A 23,561-nucleotide genomic window follows, 5' to 3' on the forward strand; every position below is an offset into this window, starting at 1 on the left:
GACAGCCGTAATGGCTGTCATCAAATATTACAATAACCCTTTCAGTGTTAAGGTTTTCACCGTCGCAACGTTCAGATCGTATTTCGCTAAATCTTCCGGCTTGACCCAGGCAAACGCCTGAAACTCGTCATTGATATGTACCTCACGATTGGCAGCGATGCAGTCGAAAATCAGGTAAATCATATAAATCTCTTCCTGACGGCCATCGGGGTAGGTTTTGGTACGGATATCATCGCTGAAGGTCCAGGGTTTGATATCAGTCAGAACCAACTCAGTACCCAGTTCTTCGTGAATCTCACGGCGCAGGGCCTCTTCAATGCGTTCGCCTGGTTCAACGCCACCACCAGACAGCGCCCATTGGCCCGGGAAAACGCCCCGGTCGTCGGCCATCTGGCACAGGAGATAACTTCCAGCATTCTGTATTAAGGGGCAAACAATAGTCCTTTGACGCACGGTAATGTTCCTTGAAGCAGAGGGAGTGTTAGCAGGGAAAAGTTTATCCCCTGGCAACAGGGGAGAAAATGTTTATTTTCTATTCATATGAGAAATGTACTTTGATGGATTGCTATGAATAAAAAATAGTATCCTGGCGCTTTTCCGGACGGAAAAGAGGGTTAACGGGACTCTTCTTGTCTCTGAACGGTATTATTTAGTTACAAAATGCCGCACGATCGCTTTTTTAGCTCATTGATTCCTTTAGCGCTGGCAGTACAATCCTGCGGCTTTGGGGAACTTTACGTATTTGCTTGCTGGAAAGGGTAAAAATGAAAAAAAGCGTATTATTTGGCATAGCGGGAATGCTGTTCGTTTCCGCCTCTGCGAGTGCAATGAGCATCAGCGGACAGGCGGGTAAGGAATATACCAACGTTGGCGTCGGCTTTGGCACCGAGTCCACGGGACTGGCGCTAAGCGGTAACTGGATGCATAGCGATGACGACGGCGACGTCGCGGGTCTGGGGCTGGGGCTAAATCTACCGCTCGGTCCGCTGATGGCGACGGTGGGCGGCAAAGGGGTCTATACCAACCCGAACGACAGTGATGAAGGCTATGCTGCTGCGGTTGGCGGTGGATTACAGTGGCCAATAGGCGACAGTTTCCGCCTGTTCGGCGAGTACTACTACTCACCGGACTCGTTATCCAGCGGGATCCAGAGCTATGAAGAGGCGAATGCCGGCGCGCGTCTGACGATCATGCGTCCGCTCAGCATCGAAGCGGGTTATCGCTACCTCAACCTGGCGGGTAAAGACGGCAATCGTGATAACGCCATTGCGGACGGCCCGTATGTTGGGGTCAATGCCAGCTTCTGATTTTGGTGGCGCGGTCTTCTGCCGCGCCACTTTTGTTACCTTCCTGATATTTCTCTACCACGCCACTTCCCCCTTTGCGTTATAGTGTTTTCATCATAAAAGCAGGAGAACACGATGTTAAACGTGGAGATGTTATCCACCGGGGATGAAGTGTTGCACGGGCAAATCGTCGACACGAATGCAGCCTGGCTGGCCGATTTTTTCTTTAATCAGGGATTGCCCTTAACCCGTCGTAATACGGTGGGCGATAACCTCGATTGCCTGGTCGCCATTCTGCGCGAGCGGAGTCAGCATGCTGACGTACTGATCGTCAACGGTGGACTGGGGCCGACCAGTGACGATCTCAGCGCGCTTGCTGCGGCGACGGCGAAAGGGGAAGGGCTGGTTCTGCACGAAGCCTGGCTTGCCGAGATGGAACGATTCTTCCGCGAGCGCGGCAGAGTGATGGCGCCCAGCAACCGCAAACAGGCGGAACTGCCCGCCAGCGCTGAATTCATCAATAATCCTGTCGGCACCGCCTGTGGTTTCGCGGTACAGCTTAATCGCTGTCTGATGTTCTTTACGCCGGGTGTACCGTCAGAATTTAAGGTGATGGTAGAACATGAGATCCTGCCGCGTCTGCGCGAGCGCTTCTCTCTCACTGAACCGCCGCTGTGTCTGCGTCTGACCACCTTTGGTCGTTCGGAAAGCGATCTGGCGCAAAGCCTCGACTCGCTTTCATTACCAGAAGGGGTGACGCTGGGTTACCGTTCTTCGATGCCGATTATCGAACTGAAATTAACCGGACCGTATGCCCAGCGCGAAGCGATGCGCAGTCTGTGGCAGGAGGTCAAACGCGTTGCTGGCCAAAGCCTGATTTTTGAAGGTACCGAGGGACTTCCGTTGCAAATCGCCCGCGAGTTGCAGAAAAGGCAGCTCAGCCTGACGCTGAGCGAGCAGTTCACCGGCGGGGTGGTGGCACTGCAGCTCTCCCGCGTGGGCGCGCCGCTGCTGGCCAGTGAAGTGGTGCCTTCGCAGGAAGAGACGCTGGCGCAGACTGCGCACTGGACGACAGAACGGCGCGATAACCATTACGCCGGACTGGCGCTGGCGATCTCCGGGCTGGAAAACGATCACCTGAATTTTGCGCTGGCGACCCCCGACGGGACGTTTGCCCTGCGCGTGCATTTCAGCGTGACCCGTCACAGTCTGCTGGTCCGTCAGGAGGTCTGTGCGATGATGGCGCTAAACATGTTACGTCGCTGGTTCAACAAGCAGGATATTGCCAGCGAACACGGCTGGATTGAGGTGGTTGAATCCCTGACGCTGTAGTCTTTACCTCGCCCGAAGGCATTGCGTTTTTCGGGCTGATTCTTTTTTTGTCCAACCCATTGTACTCCCCACGAAAAAATCCGTGCGTCACCTCACATTCCTGCACGTAATTTCTCCATTCTGCTGGAAGAAAGGCGCGATATGACGCGCTTCACAAATTTACCTGACGCGACCGATCACACTGATTCCAGTATCTCAGACTGGAGTCCAGTATGTTGGAATCAAGCAAAGTCCCGGCGCTCACCCGCGCCATTGATATTCTCAATCTGATTGCGCGGATTGGCCCCTGTAGCGCCGCCACGATTATCGAAACGTTGGGTATTCCCAAAAGCACGGCGTACCTGCTGTTGAGTGAACTGAAGCGTCAGCGGTTTATCAGTGTCGATCACCAGGAGAACTTTTGTCTGTGGACCAAACTGGTGGAACTCTCCGGCCATGCGCTCAGCAAAATGGATCTGCGTGAACTGGCGCGACCACGCCTGACGCAACTGATGGATGAAACGGGGCTGCTCTGCCATTTGGGGATCATTGACCATGAAAGCGCGTATTACATCCTGAAGGTGGAATCGTCTTCGACCATCAGCGTGCGCTCCCATGAAGGGAAAAGCCTTTCGTTGTATCGCTCTGGTATTGGTAAGTGCCTGTTGGCCTGGCAGCCCGCCGCCGTGCGTAACGCCATTATTGAACAGCTGGTGTGGGAGCAGGCGACCCCCACCACGATCACCCAACCTCAGCAACTTAGCGATGAACTGGAACGCATCCGTCAGCGCGGCTGGAGCTTCGACAACGGAGAGGATTATCCGGATGTACGCTGTGTTGCTGCCCCTGTATTTAATGCCAATAACGAACCCGCCGCCGCCATTTCGGTGGTTGGCACTCGCTTAGAAATTAACGAAGAGAATCGTGATTATCTTGCCGGCAAAGCCATTGCCTGCGCGAAGGATATTTCACGTCTGTTGGGATGGAAAAGTCCCTTCGATTCACTCGCATCATAATAATGGAGAACATCATGACCCTACCCAAAATTAAACATGTCCGCGCCTGGTTTACCGGTGGCGCTACCGCAGAAAAAGGCGCTGGCGGCGGTGATTATCATGACCAGGGGGCGAATCACTGGATTGACGATCATATCGCCACGCCGATGAGCAAATATCGTGAATACGAACAGTCACGCCAGTCCTTTGGGATTAACGTGCTGGGTACGTTGATTGTCGAAGTTGAAGCCGAAAACGGACAGACGGGATTTGCGGTCTCTACGGCAGGGGAGATGGGGTGCTTTATTGTTGAAAAACACCTCAATCGCTTTATCGAAGGAAAATGCGTCAGCGATATCAAACTCATTCACGATCAGATGCTCGGTGCGACCATGTATTACTCAGGCTCTGGCGGTCTGGTGATGAACACCATCTCCTGCGTTGATTTGGCGCTGTGGGATCTTTTTGGCAAGGTGGTCGGCCTGCCGGTCTACAAACTGCTGGGCGGCGCGGTGCGCGATGAAATTCAGTTTTACGCCACGGGTGCTCGTCCGGATCTGGCAAAAGAGATGGGCTTCATTGGCGGCAAAATGCCGACGCACTGGGGACCACACGACGGCGATGCGGGGATCCGCAAAGATGCCGCGATGGTGGCGGAGATGCGTGAGAAGTGCGGCCCGGATTTCTGGTTGATGCTGGACTGCTGGATGAGTCAGGACGTGAATTACGCCACGAAGCTGGCTCACGCCTGCGCGCCATCTAACCTGAAGTGGATCGAAGAGTGTTTACCGCCACAGCAGTATGAAGGCTATCGCGAACTGAAACGCAATGCGCCGGCAGGCATGATGGTCACCAGTGGTGAACACCACGGCACACTGCAGTCCTTCCGTACGCTGGCGGAAACCGGTATCGATATCATGCAGCCGGATGTCGGCTGGTGCGGCGGCCTGACCACGCTAGTCGAGATTGCTGCGATTGCGAAATCGCGCGGACAACTGGTGGTGCCGCACGGCTCGTCGGTCTACTCACATCATGCGGTGATTACCTTCACCAACACGCCGTTCAGTGAGTTCCTGATGACCAGCCCGGACTGCTCAACCATGCGTCCGCAGTTTGACCCGATTCTGCTTGATGAACCGGTACCGGTACAGGGCCGCATTCATAAGTCCGTGCTGGATAAACCAGGATTCGGCGTGGAGCTTAACCGCGACTGCAATCTGAAACGGCCTTATAGCCACTAATGACCTGTGCGTTGCCGCAGCGTCGGCAACGCCCTCATCTCTTTGAGGATCTTGCTATGAGTACCACTCTTCTTGACGGCGTGGTGAAGAAAAACCGCGCACGTTTAATCCCGTTTATGCTGGCACTGTATGTACTGGCGTTTCTGGACCGTTCGAACATTGGCTTTGCCAAAGAGACCTATCAGATTGATACCGGGCTGAGCAACGAAGCTTATGCGCTTGGCGCGGGGATTTTCTTTGTGGTCTACGCCTTTCTTGGCGTGCCCGCTAACCTGCTGATGCGCAAGCTGGGGGCTCGAACCTGGATTGGCACCACCACGCTGTTGTGGGGATTCCTCTCCGCCGCGATGGCGTGGGCGGATACCGAGGCGAAATTCCTGATTATCCGTACCCTGCTGGGAGCGGCGGAAGCCGGTTTCTTCCCCGGCATGATCTATCTCACCTCGCAATGGTTCCCGCAGCGTAACCGCGCCAGCATTATGGGGCTGTTTTACATGGGGGCGCCGCTGGCGTTGACGCTGGGATCGCCGCTGTCCGGCGCGCTGCTGGAGATGCACGGTTTCATGGGGCATCCTGGCTGGTTCTGGATGTTCGTTATCGAAGGTTTGCTGGCAGTTGGTGCCGGGGTCTTCACCTTCTTCTGGCTGGATGATACCCCGCAGCAGGCCCGTTTCCTCAGCGCAGAAGAGAAAGCGGCGCTCATAAGCCAACTGGCGAGTGAAGAAGAGAAGAAGACCACGTCAAAACTGACGGATGCCCTGCGTAACGGACGCGTCTGGCAACTGGCGATTATCTATCTGACGATTCAGGTGGCGGTGTACGGACTGATTTTCTTCCTGCCGACTCAGGTTGCTGCACTGCTGGGCACCAAAGTCGGCTTCACGGCGTCGGTGGTGACTGCCATTCCATGGGTTGCCGCACTGTTCGGGACCTGGCTGATCCCTCGCTACTCAGACCGTACGGGTGAACGTCGTAATGTCGCTGCGCTGACGCTGCTGGCGGCGGGGATTGGCATCGGCGTATCCGGGCTGGCGTCTCCGGTGGTGGCGATTCTGGCGCTTTGCGTAGCGGCTGTCGGTTTTATCGCCGTACAACCGGTGTTCTGGACCATGCCGACGCAATTACTTTCCGGCACCGCGCTGGCGGCGGGGATCGGCTTCGTGAACCTGTTTGGCGCGGTGGGCGGGTTTATTGCGCCAATCCTGCGTGTTAAAGCAGAAACGATGTTTGCCAGCGATGCCGCAGGACTGTTGACGCTGGCGGGCGTCGCCATCATCGGCTCATTGATTATTTTCACCCTGAGCGTAAATCGTCCCGCGTCGCAACCGGGTGCTGCGCATCAATAAGTTTATCCATGTTGTAAGGATCATTATGAACGCATTGTTAGCAAACCCTTTTAAGGACGCACTCCGCAAAGGGGAAGTACAAATCGGACTGTGGCTGAGTTCGACCACCTCTTATATGGCGGAAATTGCCGCGACGTCGGGTTATGACTGGCTGCTGATCGACGGCGAACACGCGCCGAACACGATGCAGGATCTCTATCATCAGTTGCAGGCGATAGCCCCTTACGCCAGCCAGCCGGTGATTCGTCCGGTAGAAGGCGCTAAGGCATTGATCAAGCAGGTACTGGATATCGGCGCGCAGACGCTGTTGATACCGATGGTCGATAGCGCAGAACAGGCGCGGCAGGTGGTTGCTGCAACCCGTTACCCGCCGGTGGGGGAGCGCGGCGTCGGTGCCAGCGTGGCGCGGGCAGCGCGCTGGGGACGCATTGAAAACTATATGGCGCAGGCCAATGAGTCACTCTGTCTGCTGGTGCAGGTTGAAAGTAAAGCCGCGCTGGATAATCTGGATGCGATCCTCGATGTAGACGGGATTGACGGCGTGTTTATTGGTCCCGCTGATCTTTCGGCTTCGTTGGGGTATCCGGACAACAGCGGGCACCCGGAGGTGCAGAGGATTATCAAAGAGAGCATCCAGCGCATTCGTGCGGCCGGAAAAGCGGCGGGTTTTCTCGCCGTCGATCCGCTCATGGCGCAGAAATGTCTGGAATGGGGGGCAAACTTTGTCGCCGTGGGCGTTGATACTATGTTGTATACTGACGCGCTGGATCAGCGGCTGGCAATGTTTAAGCCCGGTCAGACGATGCCGAAACTGAAAAGCAGTTACTAAATCCATAGCCCGGCGGCGCTGCACCGCCGGGCCATCTGTCAGACTTTACGGACTGTTTGCCATGATATCGTCGAGTGACAGTCCGGTTATCATCAACACCTTGTCGCGTTCGATCCCGCTCTTCAGCATCATCCGCGCGATACGTAATGCCTCCTTCCTGGTGCCTTTTTGTAATCCTTCCTGTCGTCCCTTCTGTAGCCCCGTGTCGTGGCCTTCCTGCCGAAGCCTTTCTGCAATCGTCATCAATTTCTCCTTGTGATGGGGAACTCGCTCAGCGACGTTACGGATAAAGTCACTGAAGCGGGACACATCGCCGTACTGCACCAGATAATTAAACAGTGTATGCAACTGGCTGTCATTAGCAGTACCTGTAATTAACAGCGTGACCAGTCGATCAACCAGCCCCATCAAATCACGATCGCGGATATGTTTTTGCATCAGTTCCAGCAGAGCTATGCGCTTATGCTGCATGATTTCGTCGTCAGAGATGACCGTGATATCGATCAACGGAAAGGCTTCCGTGTAGAGTTGCCGCGCCAGCTGTGGGTCGTTAAATTCGTCCAGCCAGTTCAGTGAGAAAGGGTATGGGCTTTGTTCGCCATGATAAAACAGCATCGGGATCACCAGCGGCAGGGTTTTATTTCCGTTATCAAGGTGGTGTTGCATCGCGGCAGTGGCATAGCGCATCAAACGAAAGGCCATGTGCGGCACGGCGGTACTCTGATGTTCGATAACGCAGTAAATGTAACCCTCACCCTCGCGTGTTTTCAGCGACCACAAAACATCGGAATAGTAGGTTCTCAGGTCGTCTTCAATGAAGGTGGTGGATTCCAGTTTGAGCGTGGTTAACTCGCAAAGTTTGCATAATGACTCAGGAAGATGAATCTTAAGAAAATCCTGCGCAATTTCAGGATGGGTCATCATCTTTTTAAACACGGCATCGTGCGGTGTTGACGTCGTTGATTTCGCCATGGTTGTCCGTCACCAAAGAATCCAGTGACGTGACGATACGAGGTTACATTAAGGGCTGCATGCCCGAAATTCAGTCTTTGCGAAGAGGGACGGGAGATAAATACGTACGACGGTAACGTATTCAATTTTGTGGAAGGCTAAACGCAAAAACGCCCGGGGCACCGTGCCGCCGGGCGAGTCATTTAGCCTAATGCTTTCGCCAACAGGGTGATCGGATGTTCGCAGCGTTTGCTGGTGGACATCTCGATTTGCCATTTGCAGGTCTCGCAGTCGGTCACCACAATATCCGCGCCGCTGTCTTCAATCTGTTTAAACAGCGGTGCGCCGATGGCTTGCGAGGTAGGATAGTTCTCTTTTTTAAAGCCGTAGGTACCAGCTATTCCGCAGCACTGAGAATCCAGCACCGTGAGTTCCAGCCCCGGAATGCGGCGTAACAGTTCAAGGGTGTACAGCGTCCAGCCCATTTTTTCCATATGGCACGGCGTGTGATACACCACTTTTAACGGTAACGGCTTCAGCGGCAGGGTTTTTCCTTCGTCCAGTTTTCGCCACAGCCAGCGGGTTGCCAGTTCGATATGTTCCCGCAGACCGCTGTTGTCGACGTCCAGCACTTCCGGGTACTCGTCACGCAGCGCAAAAGTACAGGTCGAGGAAGTGGCAATGACCGGAATCCCCTTCACGCCAATCGCTTCACGCAGTGATTCGACGTTAGTCACCGCCTGTTTACGCGCCTTGTCGGTGAACCCGTTGGCAATCAGCGGCACGCCGCAGCACTTCTCTTTACTCAATAACTGGACGCCGGTGCCCATCGCGTTCAGCACTTTGATCAAATCTTTGCCGAGCTGCGGATGGTTGTAATTCACAAAACAACCGTGGAAGAAGGCAACCTGATCGTTGTACTGTGCCTGCTGGGCCGCCACGCTGCGATACCAGCGGCGGAAGGTGCCGAAAGAGTATTTTGGCAACGTCCGGCGATGGTCGATTTTCAGCGCGTAATCGAGCAACTGGCGCACCGGTTTCAGTGACGTTGCCGTGTTGACCACCGGCGCGAACGGGGTGGAAACACTGCCCATCAGATCGGTGTGGCTTAAGATAAAGTTACGCAGCGACGGGGTGGAGGTGTCATATTTTGCCCGCGCGCGCTGAATGATATCGCCGATTTTGACGTCAGACGGGCAGGCCACTTCGCAGCGTTTGCAGTTAATGCAATATTTCAGCGCGTCGTCGTACAGCGCGCCATCTTTCAGACGCAGGCGCTCGCCGTCGGGACCGGCCTGTTTGGGGCCCGGGTAACCTGGATTCACACGGCTGACCGGACAGGCGGTAGTACAGACCGTGCATTTGATGCAACTTTCAAAACTCGTATCGCTCATTGCTCACCTCCTGCACGTGCTGCAATGTGATGGGCGGCATGTAACGCGGTGACTGCGCAGACGCCACCTCCGCATCCCTGGGCAATGGGGTCGAATCCGCCGAGAACCGAGCCAATCGCATAGAGGTTGTCTACGGTTTGTCCGGCCAACGACGGGCGCAGCGCCTCATCAGTGGTGACGCCAAACTGTTGCCAGGGTTGCGCGTCAAAGAAATCGCGTTGATACCATTCGGCGCGGGTCGCCGTTTGCTGAACATCCAGTCCCAGAATCGGTTCGCGGATCCCTTCACGTTCGGCAAGCAGGCCGCTGCTAAAGAAACTCCCGCTGGCAAGCACCGCGAAACACGGGCGTAGCGGAATGTCCGCGTGGTTGCGCGTCCAGATTTCGCTCACCACGCCATTTTTGCAGGTGACTTTCTTCACCTCATCGCCTGGCATCCAGATCCCGCCCTGACGGACGAACTGACGCTGCAACTGGTTATGCAGACGGATCCCCAGCACCGATGGCGGTAGCGTAGGCAGTAGCATGAGCGAGCATGGCAGACGCTCATTGAGCCAGCGCCAGAGGCGGTCATCCGCCAGACCAAAGCAGGCGGGCATGATGATCATTTCGCAGGTTTTTGCGATCGGCAACAGCGCGTCATACAACAAGGGCCATTTATCTTCGTTATCCAGAAAACGCGCAATATTCACCGCCCGAAATTCGGTGGCGTTGTCACGCAACACGTCCAGTTCCGGCAGGTCGATTTCGGCGGTTTCAACCGTCAGATCCTGCTGACGTAAAGAGGCCGCCGCCAGGTGCGCCTGAAAATCGAGTAAGCCGCTAATGCCCACCACACAAAGGCGTTTTGCCGCCAGCGGCCAGACAGGGACTTCCGGTGAACTGAGCCAGGTCGAACGCAGTGTGCCGAGCGGGGTGACCCGCTGATGTGACTGCCGAACCTCGCCTTGCAAATGCGCGCCGGAGGCTTCCAGCAGCGCCTGTGTCTGTTCAGCGAGTGTCAGAACGCGTTGCGTACCCAGCGTGGCGTAGGGATGTGTTGGGGCCTGTTCGCGCAGGGCGTCCAGACCGGCAGTGATGTCATTCACTGGTTGCCCGTCCGGTAGCGCGCTGAGCAGATCCAGCGAGCCGGAAGAGAAGTGCAGCGCGCTCTGACCGCGAGTGACCACCGCACAGCGTAATCCGCTCTTTTGCAACTGCAGTCCGCACAGCAGTCCGGCAAGACCGCCGCCCATTATGACCGTATCAAATCTCATCGCGAGGCTCCTTTTCCAGACCACATAATCCCTGGTATACCCAGCGGGTAAATTCGCTTTCGCGCAGGGCATCACCCCAGGCGATCGGTTGTACGCCTTTCCAGCGTTCGTTGAGGAAGTCTGACAACTGGGTAATGGACTGCGCAGCGGTGGTGATGTTAAAGCGTTGCAGCAACCCGGCGGCACGGCAGGCGCAGAGCTCGCCCTGACAGGTGCCCATCCCCACGCGGGTGCGACGACGGAGATCAAGCAGGCTGTTGACGTTTAAATTTTCGACGGCGTACTGCACTTCACCCGCGGTGACGGCTTCACATTCACAGACCAGACTGCGGTGCTGACGACCATGACTCAGCCATGCTGGCGTACGGTCGCCGTGGCGATACACCGCGGAGCCTCGCAGTGGGGCTGGCAGAGAGATCACGCGCTTCAGCGTGCTTTCCGTGGGTTCCTGCGAGCCCGGTAGCGGCGTGTCTGCAGTGATGCAAGGACGCGTGTTACCCAGTTTCCGGCAGACCGCGTCGGTGGCCCATTCCGCCATTAGACGATAAGTCATCAGTTTGCCGCCGGTAATCGTGATAAACCCGTCCAGGCCGTCGCGTTTCGCGTGATCGAACAGCACAATGCCGCGACTGACGTTACGACCGCTGGGATCGTCATCGCTTGCCACCAGTGGACGCACCCCGGAGTAGGCGCGCAGAATGCGCGTTTTCGCCATGATCGGCGCCAGCTTTTCACCTTCGCGCAGCAGAATATCGACCTCATCGGCGGTGACGCGGTTGCTGTCGATATCATTGTAATCAATGTGGGTTGAGGTGGTGCCAATCAGCGAAATGGTATCGCCGGGTACCAGAATATCGGCGTCGGAAGGCTTGCGGCAGCGGTTAATGACGTGCTGGTTGATGCGGTGGTCCATAATGAGCAGCGACCCTTTCGCCGGGAACATGCGGATACTCAAATCGGCATATTCCGCGATCCGCTGTCCCCAGATCCCGGCGGCGTTCACCACCACCGGCGCATGCAGCGTTTGCGTTTCGCCATTGAGATGGTTGCGCACATGGACACCGCTAACGGTCGCGCCTTCACGGATCAACCCCGTCACTTCGTGGGCGGTCAGGATAATGGCACCGTGCTCTTTCGCATCAAGCATGTTGGCTGCAGTCAGGCGGAACGGATCGACCGTTCCGTCCGGCACTTTGACCGCGCCGATCAGCTGTGGATTCACCGACGGTTCGATAATCCGCGCCTGTTGCGGATCGATCGCTTCTGCCCGAATGCCCGCTTCTTGACAGGCACGGATAAAGGTGGCCTGAAAGGAAAGCTCATCTTCGGGCAGGGTAATAAACAGACCGTCTGTCGGCTCAACGCAGTGGCGGGCGATACGTTTCAGAATTTGGTTTTCGCTGATGCATTCGCGGGCAGATTCGGCGTCAGTCACCGCATAACGCGCGCCGCTGTGCAGCAGCCCATGGTTACGACCGGTCGCTCCGGTCGCAATATCATGACGCTCGACTAAAATAACACGGAGTCCACGCAGCGCGCAGTCGCGGGCAATCCCTGCGCCAGTGGCACCACCCCCAATGATAATCACGTCACTGGTTTGCGAGTCGCGAGTTTTCATTGTTTTCCCTCACAGTTCGTTTTTTATCATTTAGCCACATAAAAAGCATGATTTGTTTGATTTCGCGCATATTCGCTCATAATTCGAAAATGAAACGTGATTTCGTGCGCCTTTCTGAACATTCATCATAAATCTGTAACAATATGTGCTGTAATTCACATTCACGGCATGTATCTTTGCATAACATCGCGACCAACACTGGAAGCAGCGGGGGTTGCGTGTACCACCTGCGGTGTTTACTACTTATAAAAGACGGGCCACGGAGGCTACATTATGTTGAGTATTTTTAAACCAGCGGCGCATAAAGCTCGCTTGCCTGCAGCGGAGATCGATCCGACATACCGCCGGCTTCGCTGGCAAATATTCCTGGGGATATTCTTTGGCTATGCCGCGTACTATCTGGTGCGCAAGAACTTTGCCCTTGCAATGCCTTACCTGGTCGAGCAGGGGTTTTCACGCGGTGATTTAGGTTTTGCCTTGTCGGGGATCTCTATTGCCTACGGATTTTCGAAATTCATCATGGGGTCGGTTTCGGATCGCTCGAATCCGCGCGTTTTCCTGCCAGCCGGTCTGATTCTGGCCGCGGCAGTGATGCTGTTCATGGGCTTTGTACCGTGGGCGACATCGAGCATTGCCATTATGTTCGTGCTGTTGTTCCTCTGCGGATGGTTCCAGGGAATGGGCTGGCCGCCGTGCGGACGTACCATGGTGCACTGGTGGTCGCAGAAGGAACGTGGCGGGATTGTCTCCGTCTGGAACTGTGCGCATAACGTCGGTGGCGGGATCCCTCCGCTGCTGTTCCTGCTCGGGATGGCCTGGTTTAACGACTGGAAAGCTGCCCTGTATATGCCAGCGTTCGGCGCCATTCTGGTGGCTATTTTCGCTTTCGCGCTGATGCGTGATACGCCGCAATCCTGTGGCCTGCCGCCCATCGAAGAGTACAAAAACGACTATCCGGACGACTACAACGAGAAAGCGGAAGAAGAGCTGACCGCGAAGCAGATCTTCATGCAGTACGTTCTGCCGAATAAACTGTTGTGGTACATCGCGATTGCGAACGTGTTCGTTTATCTGCTGCGTTACGGCATTCTCGACTGGTCTCCAACCTATCTGAAAGAAGTGAAGCACTTTGCGCTGGATAAATCCTCCTGGGCCTACTTCTTCTATGAATATGCAGGGATCCCTGGCACGCTGCTGTGCGGCTGGATGTCGGACAAAGTGTTCCGTGGTAACCGTGGCGCGACCGGTGTGTTCTTTATGACCCTGGTGACGATCGCTACCATCGTTTACTGGATGAACCCGGCAGGTAACCCGACCGTCGATATGGTTTGTATGATTGTGATCGGCTTCCTGATTTACGGTCCGGTGATGCTGATTGGTCTGCATGCGCTGGAACTGGCACCGAAAAAAGCCGCAGGGACGGCAGCGGGCTTTACCGGCCTGTTTGGTTACCTCGGCGGTTCCGTGGCGGCCAGCGCCATCGTCGGCTACACCGTGGACTTCTTCGGCTGGGACGGCGGTTTCATGGTGATGATCGGCGGCAGCATTCTGGCGGTGATTCTGTTGATTGTGGTGATGATCGGCGAAAAACGCCACCATGCTGAGATGCAACTGAAACGCAACGGGGGCTAAGTGAATGAAAAAAACACTGAAAAACCTGAGCCTGACGCTGATGATGGCGGGCGCGGTAATGGGAAGTCATGCCCTGGCCGCCAGCAACACGGATAAAGTTGTGATTGCCCACCGTGGCGCGAGCGGCTACCTACCGGAGCATACGCTGCCCGCGAAAGCGATGGCCTACGCGCAGGGGGCGGATTATCTGGAACAGGATCTGGTGATGACGAAAGACGACCAACTGGTCGTCCTGCATGACCACTATCTTGATCGCGTGACGGATGTCGCCGAGCGTTTTCCGGATCGTGCGCGCAAAGACGGTCGTTATTACGCCATCGACTTTACGCTGGACGAAATCAAATCTCTGAAATTTACCGAAGGGTTTGATCTGGCAAATGGCAAGAAGGTGCAAACCTATCCTGGCCGTTTCCCGATGGGTAAATCGGATTTCCGCGTGCATACCTTTGCTGAAGAGATCGAGTTTGTTCAGGGACTGAACCATTCTACCGGCAAGAACATCGGTATCTATCCGGAGATCAAAGCGCCGTGGTTCCATCATCAGGAAGGGAAGGACATTGCGATGAAGACCCTGGAAGTGCTGAAACAGTACGGTTACAGCGACAAGCAGGACAAAGTCTATCTGCAAAGTTTTGATGTAGCAGAACTCAAGCGCATCAAAAATGAGCTGGAACCTAAAATGGGGATGGATCTGAACCTGGTGCAGTTGATTGCCTATACCGACTGGAATGAAACCCAGGAGAAGCAGCCGGACGGCAGTTGGGTCAATTACAACTACGACTGGATGTTTAAACCCGGGGCGATGAAGCAGGTGGCGGAATATGCGGACGGCATCGGTCCGGATTACCACATGCTGATTGACGAGAAGTCGACGAAAGGCAATATCGTCCTGACAGATATGGTGAAAGAGGCCCACCAGAATAAGATGGCGGTTCATCCTTATACGGTGCGCGCCGATCAGTTGCCGGAGTACACGACGGATGTGAATCAGCTGTACGACATCCTCTACAACAAAGCGGGCGTGGACGGGCTGTTCACCGACTTCCCCGACAAAGCGGTGATGTTCTTACGTAAAGAGTAACAACCGCGTTATCCCTCTCCACTGCACCCCAAAGGCGGGCAACCGCTGAGTAAGGTGCAGTTTTTTTATCTCTTTTCCTGCCGGTTTAATGCAAAAAAGCACACGTCAGATCAAGAAGTCCGTAGCCGATCATTAATTTCTTAAGATTTCCTTAAGAAGAAGATTTATATTTGTTCGATAAATAATTTATGTCGTTACTGTAACGGATGGTCACAATGGCGCAGGCAGCAGTGCAGGATGAGTTTGAGAGCTGGTGGGCAACGGAAGGCGATTGGGTCGAAGAACCGAATTATCGACGCAAAGGGATGAGCGGTGTGCAATGCATCGAACGTGACGGGAAGAAATTGTATGTGAAGCGGATGACACAACACCTGTTTCACTCGGTACGCTATCCTTTCGGACGTCCGACGATTGTGCGCGAAATCGAGGTGATCAACGAACTGGCCCGCGCGGGCGTTATCGTGCCGAAAATTGTCTATGGCAACGCGACAAAAGTTAACGGTGAATGGCGTGCGCTGCTGATCACCGAAGATATGAAAGGCTTTGTGAGCATCGAGGAGTGGTATAAACAGCATACAGTGACGCCGTATCCTGATGAGGTGCGAGATGCAATGCTAAACGCGGTCGCGCTGGCCTTTAAAAAGATGCACAGCGTCAATCGTCAGCACGGCTGCTGCTACGTAAGACATATCTATGTGAAAACGGAAGGGACGGTAGAAGCCGGGTTTTTAGATCTGGAAAAAAGCCGTCGTCGTTTGCGCCGCCATAAAGCGGCGCACCATGACTTCTCTCAGCTTGAGAAGTACCTGAGTCCCATCCCGAAAGCGGACTGGGAACAGGTGAAAGCGTATTACTACGCGCTGTAACGCGCGCTACATCTCAATTTCGATGTCGCCTTTTGCCCTGCAACAGCAGGGCAAAATTTCGCCGGGCTGAATGAATGCTAACGGCTCGGCGATCCAGTCCACTTGACCTGCAACCAGACGGCAGCGGCAAGAGCCGCAATAGCCTTCGCGGCACTGATATTCCACTTCAACGTTGTGCGATTCAAGCGCGGCGAGCAGGGAAGGGTGTTCATCCTGGCACAGCAACTGTGTGCCAGTGATGCGCAGTGTGACGCGTCCCATCAGAGCTGGAAGTTACTCAGATCGTCGGTATCGACTTCAGAGTCGATCTGCCCGACCAGATAAGAACTCACTTCCACTTCCTGCGGGGCCACCTGAACGTTATCGGACACCAGCCAGGTGTTGATCCACGGGATCGGGTTGGAACGGGTCTGGAACGGCAGATCCAGACCGACCGCCTGCATACGAATGTTGGTGATGTATTCGACGTACTGGCACAGAATGTCTTTGTTCAGGCCGATCATTGAACCGTCGCGGAACAGATAGTCTGCCCACTCTTTTTCCTGCAGGGCGGCCTGCACAAACAGGTCATAGCACTCCTGCTTACACTCTTCGGCAATTTCCGCCATTTCCGGATCGTCAACGCCGCTGCGCAACAGGTTCAGCATGTGCTGAGTGCCAGTCAAGTGCAGCGCTTCGTCACGGGCAATCAGGCGAATGATTTTAGCGTTGCCTTCCATCAGTTCACGCTCGGCGAAAGCGAATGAGCAGGCGAAGCTGACGTAGAAGCGGATTGCTTCCAGCGCGTTGACGCTCATCAGGCACAGATACAGTTTTTTCTTCAGCGCACGCAGGTTCACGGTGACGGTTTTGCCGTTCACGGTGTGTGTCCCTTCGCCCAGCAGGTGCCAGTAGCTGGTCATCTCAATCAGCTCATCGTAATAGCTGGAAATGCCTTCCGCACGTTTCTGGATCTGCTCGTTGGTGACGATGTCATCAAACACAATAGCCGGATCGTTAACGATATTACGAATGATATGGGTGTAAGAGCGCGAGTGAATGGTTTCGGAGAAGGCCCAGGTTTCGACCCAGGTTTCCAGTTCCGGAATAGAGATCAGCGGCAGCAGTGCCACGTTCGGGCTACGCCCCTGAATAGAATCCAGCAGCGTCTGGTACTTCAGATTGCTGATAAAAATGTGTTTTTCATGCTCTGGCAGCGCCTGGTAGTCGATGCGGTCGCGTGAAACGTCAACCTCTTCAGGACGCCAGAAGAAGGAGAGTTGTTTTTCGATCAGCTTTTCGAAGATGTCATATTTTTGCTGATCGTAGCGGGCCACGTTAACCGGCTGACCAAAAAACATCGGCTCCAGCAGTTGATCGTTTTTCGTCTGTGAAAATGTGGTGTATGCCATTGAAGTGAGTCCTGTCAGCTGTGTAATGCCGGATGGCGCTTCGCTTATCCGGCCTACAACATCCGATTGATTTTGTAGGCCGGATGAGGCTTTTCGCCGCCATCCGGCAACAGATTAAATCTTACATGCGCCGCTTTCGCAGCCATCGTCCTGAATGGATGGCACCAGATCGTCCTGGGCATCTTCCGCGCCGTCGCGGGTGTTCTGATAATACAGCGTTTTGACCCCGAACTTATAGGCGGTGAGCAGGTCTTTGAGCAACTGCTGCATCGGCACTTTTCCGGACGGGAAGCGCGACGGATCGTAATTGGTGTTGGCTGAAATCGACTGATCGATAAACTTCTGCATAATCCCGACCAGTTGCAGATAACCGTCATTCCCCGGCATTTCCCACAGCAGCTCATAGGCGTTGCCCAGGTGCTCGTAGTCCGGCACCACCTGACGCAGGATACCGTCTTTCGACGCTTTAATGCTGACGTAACCGCGCGGCGGCTCAATACCGTTAGTGGCGTTCGAGATCTGCGAAGAGGTCTCGGACGGCATCAGGGCAGAGAGCGTTGAGTTACGCAGACCGTGGGTCTTGATGGACTCACGAAGCGCTTCCCAGTCATGATGCAGCGGTTCACTGGTGATGGCATCCAGATCTTTCTTGTAAGTATCGATCGGCAGAATGCCCTGTGCGTAGGTGGTTTCGTTAAACCATGGGCAGGCGCCTTGTTCAATCGCCAGTTCGTTAGAGGCCTTCAGCAGATAGTACTGAATGGCTTCAAACGTTTTGTGCGTCAGGTTGTTGGCGCTGCCGTCGGAGTAACGTACGCCGTGCTTCGCCAGATAGTAAGCGTAGTTAATCACGCCAATACCCAGCGTACGACGCCCCATCGCACCACGTTTGGCGGCCGGGATCGGGTAGTCCTGATAATCTAACAGCGCATCAAGGGCACGAACGGCCAGTACCGCCAGCTCTTCCAGTTCCTCGAGGCTGTTGATTGCTCCCAGGTTGAACGCGGAGAGCGTACACAGGGCGATTTCACCGTTTTCGTCGTTCACATCCATCAGCGGTTTGGTTGGCAGCGCGATTTCCAGACACAGGTTGGACTGGCGCACCGGCGCGACCTGCGGATCGAACGGGCTATGGGTGTTGCAGTGGTCAACGTTTTGAATATAGATACGCCCCGTAGAGGCGCGTTCCTGCATCATCAGCGAGAACAGTTCAACGGCTTTGACACGCTGTTTGCGGATGCTGTCGTCTTTCTCATATTTCGTGTACAGACGCTCGAACTCGTCCTGATCGGCGAAGAACGCATCATACAGGCCAGGGACGTCGGACGGGCTGAACAGGGTAATGTCTTCCCCTTTCAGCAGACGGGTGTACATCAGTTTGTTGATTTGTACGCCGTAGTCCATGTGACGCACGCGGTTGCCTTCCACGCCACGGTTGTTTTTCAATACCAGCAGGCTTTCCACTTCCAGATGCCACATCGGGTAGAACAGCGTGGCCGCACCACCGCGTACACCGCCCTGAGAGCAGGATTTCACGGCGGTCTGGAAGTGCTTGTAGAACGGGATACAGCCGGTGTGGAACGCTTCGCCGCCGCGAATCGGGCTGCCCAGCGCACGGATACGACCGGCGTTGATACCGATACCAGCACGCTGGGAAACGTATTTCACAATCGCGCTGGAGGTGGCGTTGATCGAGTCCAGGCTGTCGCCGCACTCGATCAGCACGCAAGAGCTGAACTGACGCGTCGGGGTACGAACGCCGGACATGATCGGCGTCGGCAGAGAAATTTTGAACGTCGACACCGCGTCATAAAAACGTTTGACGTATTCCAGACGGGTTTCGCGCGGGTAATTCGAGAACAGGCAGGCTGCTACCAGAATATAGAGGAACTGGGCGCTTTCGTAGATCTCACCGGTGACACGGTTTTGTACCAGATATTTCCCTTCCAGCTGCTTAACGGCGGCGTAGGAGAAGGTCATATCACGGTCGTGTACGATGAACGAGTCCATCTGCTTGAACTCTTCTTCCGTGTAGTCTTCCAGCAGATGATTGTCGTATTTGCCCATTTCAACCATTTTCACCACATGGTCAAACAGTTTCGGCGGTTCAAATTCGCCGTAGGCTTTTTTACGCAGATGGAAAATCGCCAGACGCGCAGCCAGATACTGATAATCCGGCGCATCGCGGGAGATCAGGTCCGCCGCCGCTTTAATGATCGTTTCATGGATATCGGAGGTCTTGATACCGTCATAAAACTGGATGTGGGAGCGCAGTTCGACCTGAGAGATCGATACGTTATTCAGTCCTTCTGCCGCCCAATCCAGAACCCGATGGATTTTGTCGAGATTGATGCGCTCTGTACTACCATCACGCTTTGTCACCAGCAGACTCTGATTCATGTGGTTTTTTACCTGTCCGTGAAAGAAAAAATATCCCCTGCATTATCCACAATGCCACCTTGTGACTAACTCTGTGGATAAATACTACATGTAGGGGTTGAGTGTTAAAGTAAACGCTATATGGTGAGTATTCTAGTAGGGATTCTTTTCAGCACAAGAGTTGATTTTGAGGTTAAATTGAGGTTGCAAAAGGGTAAGAAAGGCTAAGTGCACGTCGCATAAGGCCTGGCGGGGATGTCAATAATTCATAAAAAAAATAGATAATTTGATCGAGTGCTGATTTCTTCAACGAAGGTGTAGAAAGTTCTCATGATCTGGCGCAATTTTTGTAAGCCGGATGGCGACAGTAATGTTGTATCCGGCCTACAGGCACATCTTTGTAGGCCTGATAAGCGAAGCGCCATCAGGCAGGGGGCTTATTCCGCTTTTGCGGTGGTATGCACCATATAGTTCACATCAACGCCAGGGCCAAGCTTGAAGGTGTTGGTGATAGGGTTGTAGTGCAACCCGGTCATATGGCGCTCCTGCAAGACCGTCTGATCCACCCAACCTAGCAGCTCCGCAGGTTTAATAAATTTCTTCACATCATGGGTCCCTTTCGGCACCATGCGTAAAATATATTCCGCACCGACAACCGCCATCAACCAGGATTTGCCATTACGGTTGAGCGTTGAGAAGAACACCTCGCCGCCGGGTTTCACCAGTTGTGCGCAGGCGCGAACCACCGATTGCGGATCGGGCACATGTTCCAGCATCTCCATACAGGTTACCACGTCATACTGATGGGCATGTTTTGCCGCGTGTTCTTCCACGGTTTCCTGCACGTAATCCATCTGAATACCACTTTCCAGCGCATGCAGTTTTGCTACCTGCAAGGGCTCAAACCCCATGTCCAGACCGGTCACTGTGGCGCCTTCACGCGCCATGCTCTCTGCCAGAATGCCGCCGCCGCAGCCGACGTCGAGCACCTTTTTACCAAACAGGCCGCCTGAGCGTTCAGCAATATAACCCAGCCGCAGCGGGTTAATGCGATGCAACGGCTTAAATTCGCCTTCCAGATCCCACCAGCGCGACGCGACTGCTTCAAACTTGGCAATTTCTTCATGGTCAACATTGTGGTTTACCGGTGGTTTTACGGCATTCATCGGGGCTTTTACTCCTTATAGGGCTAGTGACAGGAGTATATCAGTCCACGCGGGTGAATAAAGCTTATTGGTTTACCTCAATCTCTGCGGTTGTGTTATAATTTGCGACCTTTGAATCCGGGATACAGTAGAGGGATAGCGGTTAGATGAGCGACCTTGCGAGAGAAATTACACCGGTCAACATTGAGGAAGAGCTGAAGAACTCTTATCTGGATTATGCGATGTCGGTCATTGTTGGCCGTGCGCTGCCGGATGTCCGAGATGGCCTGAAGCCGGTACACCGTCGCGTACTTTACGCCATGAACGTATTGGGCAATGACTGGAACAAAGCCTATAAGAAATCAGCCCGTGTCGTTGGTGACGTAATCGGTAAATACCACCCGCATGGCGACTCTGCGGTATACGACACCATTGTCCGTATGGCTCAGCCGTTCTCGCTGCGATATATGCTGGTGGATGGCCAGGGGAACTTCGGTTCCATCGATGGCGATTCCGCGGCGGCGATGCGTTATACGGAAATCCGTCTGGCGAAGATTGCCCATGAGTTAATGGCCGATCTGGAAAAAGAGACGGTTGATTTTGTCGACAACTATGACGGCACGGAAAAAATCCCTGACGTTATGCCGACCAAAATCCCGAACCTGTTGGTAAACGGTTCGTCCGGTATCGCAGTAGGGATGGCGACCAACATCCCGCCACACAACCTGACGGAAGTGGTTAACGGCTGCCTGGCGTATATTGACAATGAAGACATCAGCATTGAAGGGCTGATGGAATACATCCCGGGTCCGGACTTCCCGACGGCGGCGATCATCAACGGTCGTCGCGGTATTGAAGAAGCTTATCGTACCGGTCGCGGTAAAGTGTACATCCGTGCCCGCGCGGAAGTGGAAGTAGACGCGAAAACCGGTCGTGAAACCATTATCGTGCATGAAATTCCGTATCAGGTGAACAAAGCGCGCCTGATCGAGAAAATCGCGGAACTGGTAAAAGACAAACGCGTTGAAGGCATCAGCGCGCTGCGTGACGAGTCTGACAAAGACGGTATGCGCATCGTGATTGAAGTTAAGCGCGACGCGGTCGGGGAAGTGGTACTGAACAACCTCTACTCCCAGACTCAACTGCAGGTCTCTTTCGGTATCAACATGGTGGCACTGCACCATGGTCAGCCGAAGATCATGAACCTGAAAGACATCATTTCAGCGTTTGTGCGCCACCGCCGTGAAGTGGTGACCCGCCGTACCATTTTCGAACTGCGTAAAGCCCGCGATCGTGCGCATATCCTTGAAGCACTGGCGATTGCGCTGGCGAACATCGACCCGATCATTGAGCTGATTCGTCGTGCGCCGACCCCGTCGGAAGCGAAAGCCGCATTGATCGCACGTCCGTGGGATCTGGGCAACGTGGCTGCGATGCTGGAACGTGCTGGTGACGACGCTGCGCGTCCGGAATGGCTGGAGCCAGAATTCGGCGTGCGTGACGGTCAGTACTACCTGACAGAACAGCAGGCCCAGGCGATTCTGGATCTGCGTCTGCAGAAACTGACCGGCCTTGAGCATGAAAAACTGCTCGATGAATACAAAGAGCTGCTGGAACAGATCGCGGAACTGCTGCACATTCTGGGCAGCGCCGATCGCCTGATGGAAGTGATTCGCGAAGAGCTGGAGCTGATCCGCGATCAGTTTGGCGATGAGCGTCGTACCGAAATCACCGCGAATAGCGCTGATATCAATATCGAAGATCTGATCAACCAGGAAGATGTAGTTGTGACCCTGTCTCACCAGGGCTACGTGAAGTATCAGCCGCTGACCGACTACGAAGCACAACGTCGTGGTGGGAAAGGCAAATCGGCTGCACGTATTAAAGAAGAAGACTTTATTGACCGTCTGCTGGTGGCCAACACCCATGACACGATCCTCTGCTTCTCCAGCCGGGGTCGTCTGTACTGGATGAAGGTTTATCAACTGCCAGAAGCGAGCCGTGGTGCGCGTGGCCGTCCGATCGTCAACCTGCTGCCGCTGGAAGCCGACGAACGTATTACCGCTATCCTGCCGGTTCGTGAGTACGAAGAGGGCGTGAACGTCTTTATGGCGACTGCCAGCGGTACGGTGAAGAAAACCGCGCTGACCGAATTCAGCCGTCCGCGTTCTGCCGGTATCATTGCGGTGAACCTGAACGATGGCGACGAACTGATTGGTGTGGATCTGACCTCCGGTTCTGACGAAGTCATGCTGTTCTCGGCGGCGGGTAAAGTGGTGCGCTTTAAAGAGGACGCCGTCCGTGCGATGGGCCGTACTGCGACTGGCGTACGAGGCATCAAGCTGGCGGGCGAAGACAAAGTCGTCTCCCTGATTATTCCACGTGGTGAAGGCGCGATCCTGACCGTGACGCAAAATGGTTACGGTAAGCGTACGGCGGCGGAAGAGTATCCGACCAAGTCCCGTGCGACGCAGGGCGTTATCTCTATCAAAGTGACCGAGCGCAACGGCTCTGTTGTTGGCGCGGTGCAGGTTGATGATTGCGACCAGATCATGATGATCACCGATGCCGGTACGCTGGTGCGTACTCGCGTGTCGGAAATCAGCGTGGTAGGACGTAATACTCAGGGCGTGATCCTCATCCGTACGGCGGAAGATGAAAACGTGGTGGGTCTGCAGCGTGTGGCTGAGCCGGTGGATGACGAAGAACTCGACTCCATCGACGGTAGCGCGGCGGAAGGGGATGATGATATCGCCCCGGAAGCGGAAACCGACGACGATGTCGCCGATGACGCTGACGAGTAATCGGCGAGTCTAACGACTGCACAAAAGGGAGGCGCT

General features: G+C 54.6%; 19 protein-coding genes. 10 read left to right on the forward strand and 9 right to left on the reverse strand.

What is annotated here, in order from left to right:
* Window positions 1-27 precede the first annotated feature (27 nt).
* Window positions 28-453 carry a nucleoside triphosphatase NudI gene (gene nudI, locus OGW13_RS16330; RefSeq protein WP_044258544.1) on the reverse strand — a complete coding sequence of 142 codons (426 nt, stop codon included), beginning with the start codon at window positions 451-453 and terminating at the stop codon, window positions 28-30.
* Window positions 454-764: 311 nt separating this feature from the next.
* Between nudI and OGW13_RS16335 the strand changes: the two genes are divergently transcribed.
* From OGW13_RS16335 to yfaU, 6 genes are all read left to right on the forward strand, one after another.
* Entirely contained in the window at window positions 765-1,307 is a 543-nt protein-coding gene (locus OGW13_RS16335) for a YfaZ family outer membrane protein (protein WP_043000043.1), read from the forward strand.
* 114 nt (window positions 1,308-1,421) lie between these two features.
* Entirely contained in the window at window positions 1,422-2,618 is a 1,197-nt protein-coding gene (locus OGW13_RS16340; protein WP_287116290.1) for a nicotinamide mononucleotide deamidase-related protein YfaY, read from the forward strand.
* Between the two features lie 212 nt (window positions 2,619-2,830).
* On the forward strand, window positions 2,831-3,613 hold the full coding sequence (locus OGW13_RS16345; protein WP_043000045.1) for an IclR family transcriptional regulator: 783 nt from the start codon (window positions 2,831-2,833) through the stop codon (window positions 3,611-3,613).
* Between the two features lie 14 nt (window positions 3,614-3,627).
* The gene (gene rhmD, locus OGW13_RS16350; RefSeq protein ID WP_046401879.1) at window positions 3,628-4,833 is read left to right on the forward strand and encodes an L-rhamnonate dehydratase; all 1,206 of its coding nucleotides are present in this window, start codon (window positions 3,628-3,630) and stop codon (window positions 4,831-4,833) included.
* A 56-nt stretch (window positions 4,834-4,889) separates the two neighbouring features.
* A complete protein-coding gene (locus OGW13_RS16355) occupies window positions 4,890-6,179 on the forward strand; it encodes an MFS transporter (protein ID WP_044258550.1) in 1,290 nt (429 codons plus the stop codon).
* A 25-nt stretch (window positions 6,180-6,204) separates the two neighbouring features.
* Window positions 6,205-7,008: a 2-keto-3-deoxy-L-rhamnonate aldolase gene (yfaU, locus tag OGW13_RS16360; RefSeq protein ID WP_044258552.1), complete on the forward strand. Its 804-nt coding sequence runs from the start codon at window positions 6,205-6,207 to the stop codon at window positions 7,006-7,008.
* A gap of 45 nt (window positions 7,009-7,053) precedes the next feature.
* Here the strand turns inward: yfaU and OGW13_RS16365 are convergent, their stop codons facing one another.
* The 4 genes from OGW13_RS16365 to glpA all read right to left on the reverse strand — a co-directional run bounded on the left by OGW13_RS16365 (window position 7,054) and on the right by glpA (window position 12,227).
* Window positions 7,054-7,980, reverse strand: a complete 927-nt coding sequence (locus OGW13_RS16365) for an Rpn family recombination-promoting nuclease/putative transposase (RefSeq protein ID WP_287116291.1) — start codon at window positions 7,978-7,980, stop codon at window positions 7,054-7,056.
* A 182-nt stretch (window positions 7,981-8,162) separates the two neighbouring features.
* Window positions 8,163-9,353 carry an anaerobic glycerol-3-phosphate dehydrogenase subunit GlpC gene (gene glpC, locus OGW13_RS16370; protein WP_043000049.1) on the reverse strand — a complete coding sequence of 397 codons (1,191 nt, stop codon included), beginning with the start codon at window positions 9,351-9,353 and terminating at the stop codon, window positions 8,163-8,165.
* Entirely contained in the window at window positions 9,350-10,609 is a 1,260-nt protein-coding gene (glpB, locus tag OGW13_RS16375; protein ID WP_287116292.1) for a glycerol-3-phosphate dehydrogenase subunit GlpB, read from the reverse strand. The genes glpC and glpB overlap by 4 nt, the downstream gene beginning before the upstream one ends.
* Window positions 10,599-12,227 carry an anaerobic glycerol-3-phosphate dehydrogenase subunit A gene (glpA, locus tag OGW13_RS16380; RefSeq protein ID WP_287116293.1) on the reverse strand — a complete coding sequence of 543 codons (1,629 nt, stop codon included), beginning with the start codon at window positions 12,225-12,227 and terminating at the stop codon, window positions 10,599-10,601. Before glpA ends, glpB begins: the two co-directional genes overlap by 11 nt.
* 273 nt (window positions 12,228-12,500) lie before the next feature.
* On the opposite strand from glpA, the gene glpT reads away from it, so the two are divergent.
* From glpT to inaA, 3 genes are all read left to right on the forward strand, one after another.
* A complete protein-coding gene (gene glpT / locus OGW13_RS16385) occupies window positions 12,501-13,859 on the forward strand; it encodes a glycerol-3-phosphate transporter (RefSeq protein ID WP_044258558.1) in 1,359 nt (452 codons plus the stop codon).
* Between the two features lie 4 nt (window positions 13,860-13,863).
* A complete protein-coding gene (glpQ, locus tag OGW13_RS16390) occupies window positions 13,864-14,940 on the forward strand; it encodes a glycerophosphodiester phosphodiesterase (RefSeq protein WP_287116294.1) in 1,077 nt (358 codons plus the stop codon).
* A 215-nt stretch (window positions 14,941-15,155) separates the two neighbouring features.
* A complete protein-coding gene (gene inaA / locus OGW13_RS16395) occupies window positions 15,156-15,806 on the forward strand; it encodes a lipopolysaccharide kinase InaA (RefSeq protein ID WP_054175983.1) in 651 nt (216 codons plus the stop codon).
* Window positions 15,807-15,812: 6 nt separating this feature from the next.
* On the opposite strand, the gene yfaE is transcribed toward inaA, so the two are convergent.
* The 4 genes from yfaE to ubiG form a co-directional block, all read right to left on the reverse strand.
* Window positions 15,813-16,067, reverse strand: coding sequence for a ferredoxin-like diferric-tyrosyl radical cofactor maintenance protein YfaE (yfaE, locus tag OGW13_RS16400; RefSeq protein ID WP_043000054.1), 255 nt, complete (start codon window positions 16,065-16,067; stop codon window positions 15,813-15,815).
* Window positions 16,067-17,197: a class Ia ribonucleoside-diphosphate reductase subunit beta gene (nrdB, locus tag OGW13_RS16405; protein ID WP_042317865.1), complete on the reverse strand. Its 1,131-nt coding sequence runs from the start codon at window positions 17,195-17,197 to the stop codon at window positions 16,067-16,069. Before nrdB ends, yfaE begins: the two co-directional genes overlap by 1 nt.
* 114 nt (window positions 17,198-17,311) lie before the next feature.
* Entirely contained in the window at window positions 17,312-19,597 is a 2,286-nt protein-coding gene (gene nrdA / locus OGW13_RS16410; protein WP_044258561.1) for a class 1a ribonucleoside-diphosphate reductase subunit alpha, read from the reverse strand.
* 416 nt (window positions 19,598-20,013) lie between these two features.
* Complete coding sequence (gene ubiG, locus OGW13_RS16415) at window positions 20,014-20,742, reverse strand: bifunctional 2-polyprenyl-6-hydroxyphenol methylase/3-demethylubiquinol 3-O-methyltransferase UbiG (protein WP_287116295.1); 729 nt, start codon at window positions 20,740-20,742, stop codon at window positions 20,014-20,016.
* A 146-nt stretch (window positions 20,743-20,888) separates the two neighbouring features.
* On the opposite strand from ubiG, the gene gyrA reads away from it, so the two are divergent.
* Window positions 20,889-23,525, forward strand: a complete 2,637-nt coding sequence (gyrA, locus tag OGW13_RS16420; protein WP_044266198.1) for a DNA topoisomerase (ATP-hydrolyzing) subunit A — start codon at window positions 20,889-20,891, stop codon at window positions 23,523-23,525.
* The last annotated feature ends 36 nt before the right edge of the window (window positions 23,526-23,561 follow it).

This window comes from Citrobacter sp. Ca225, assembly GCF_030337175.1.
Taxonomy (GTDB): Bacteria; Pseudomonadota; Gammaproteobacteria; order Enterobacterales; family Enterobacteriaceae; genus Citrobacter_A; species Citrobacter_A amalonaticus.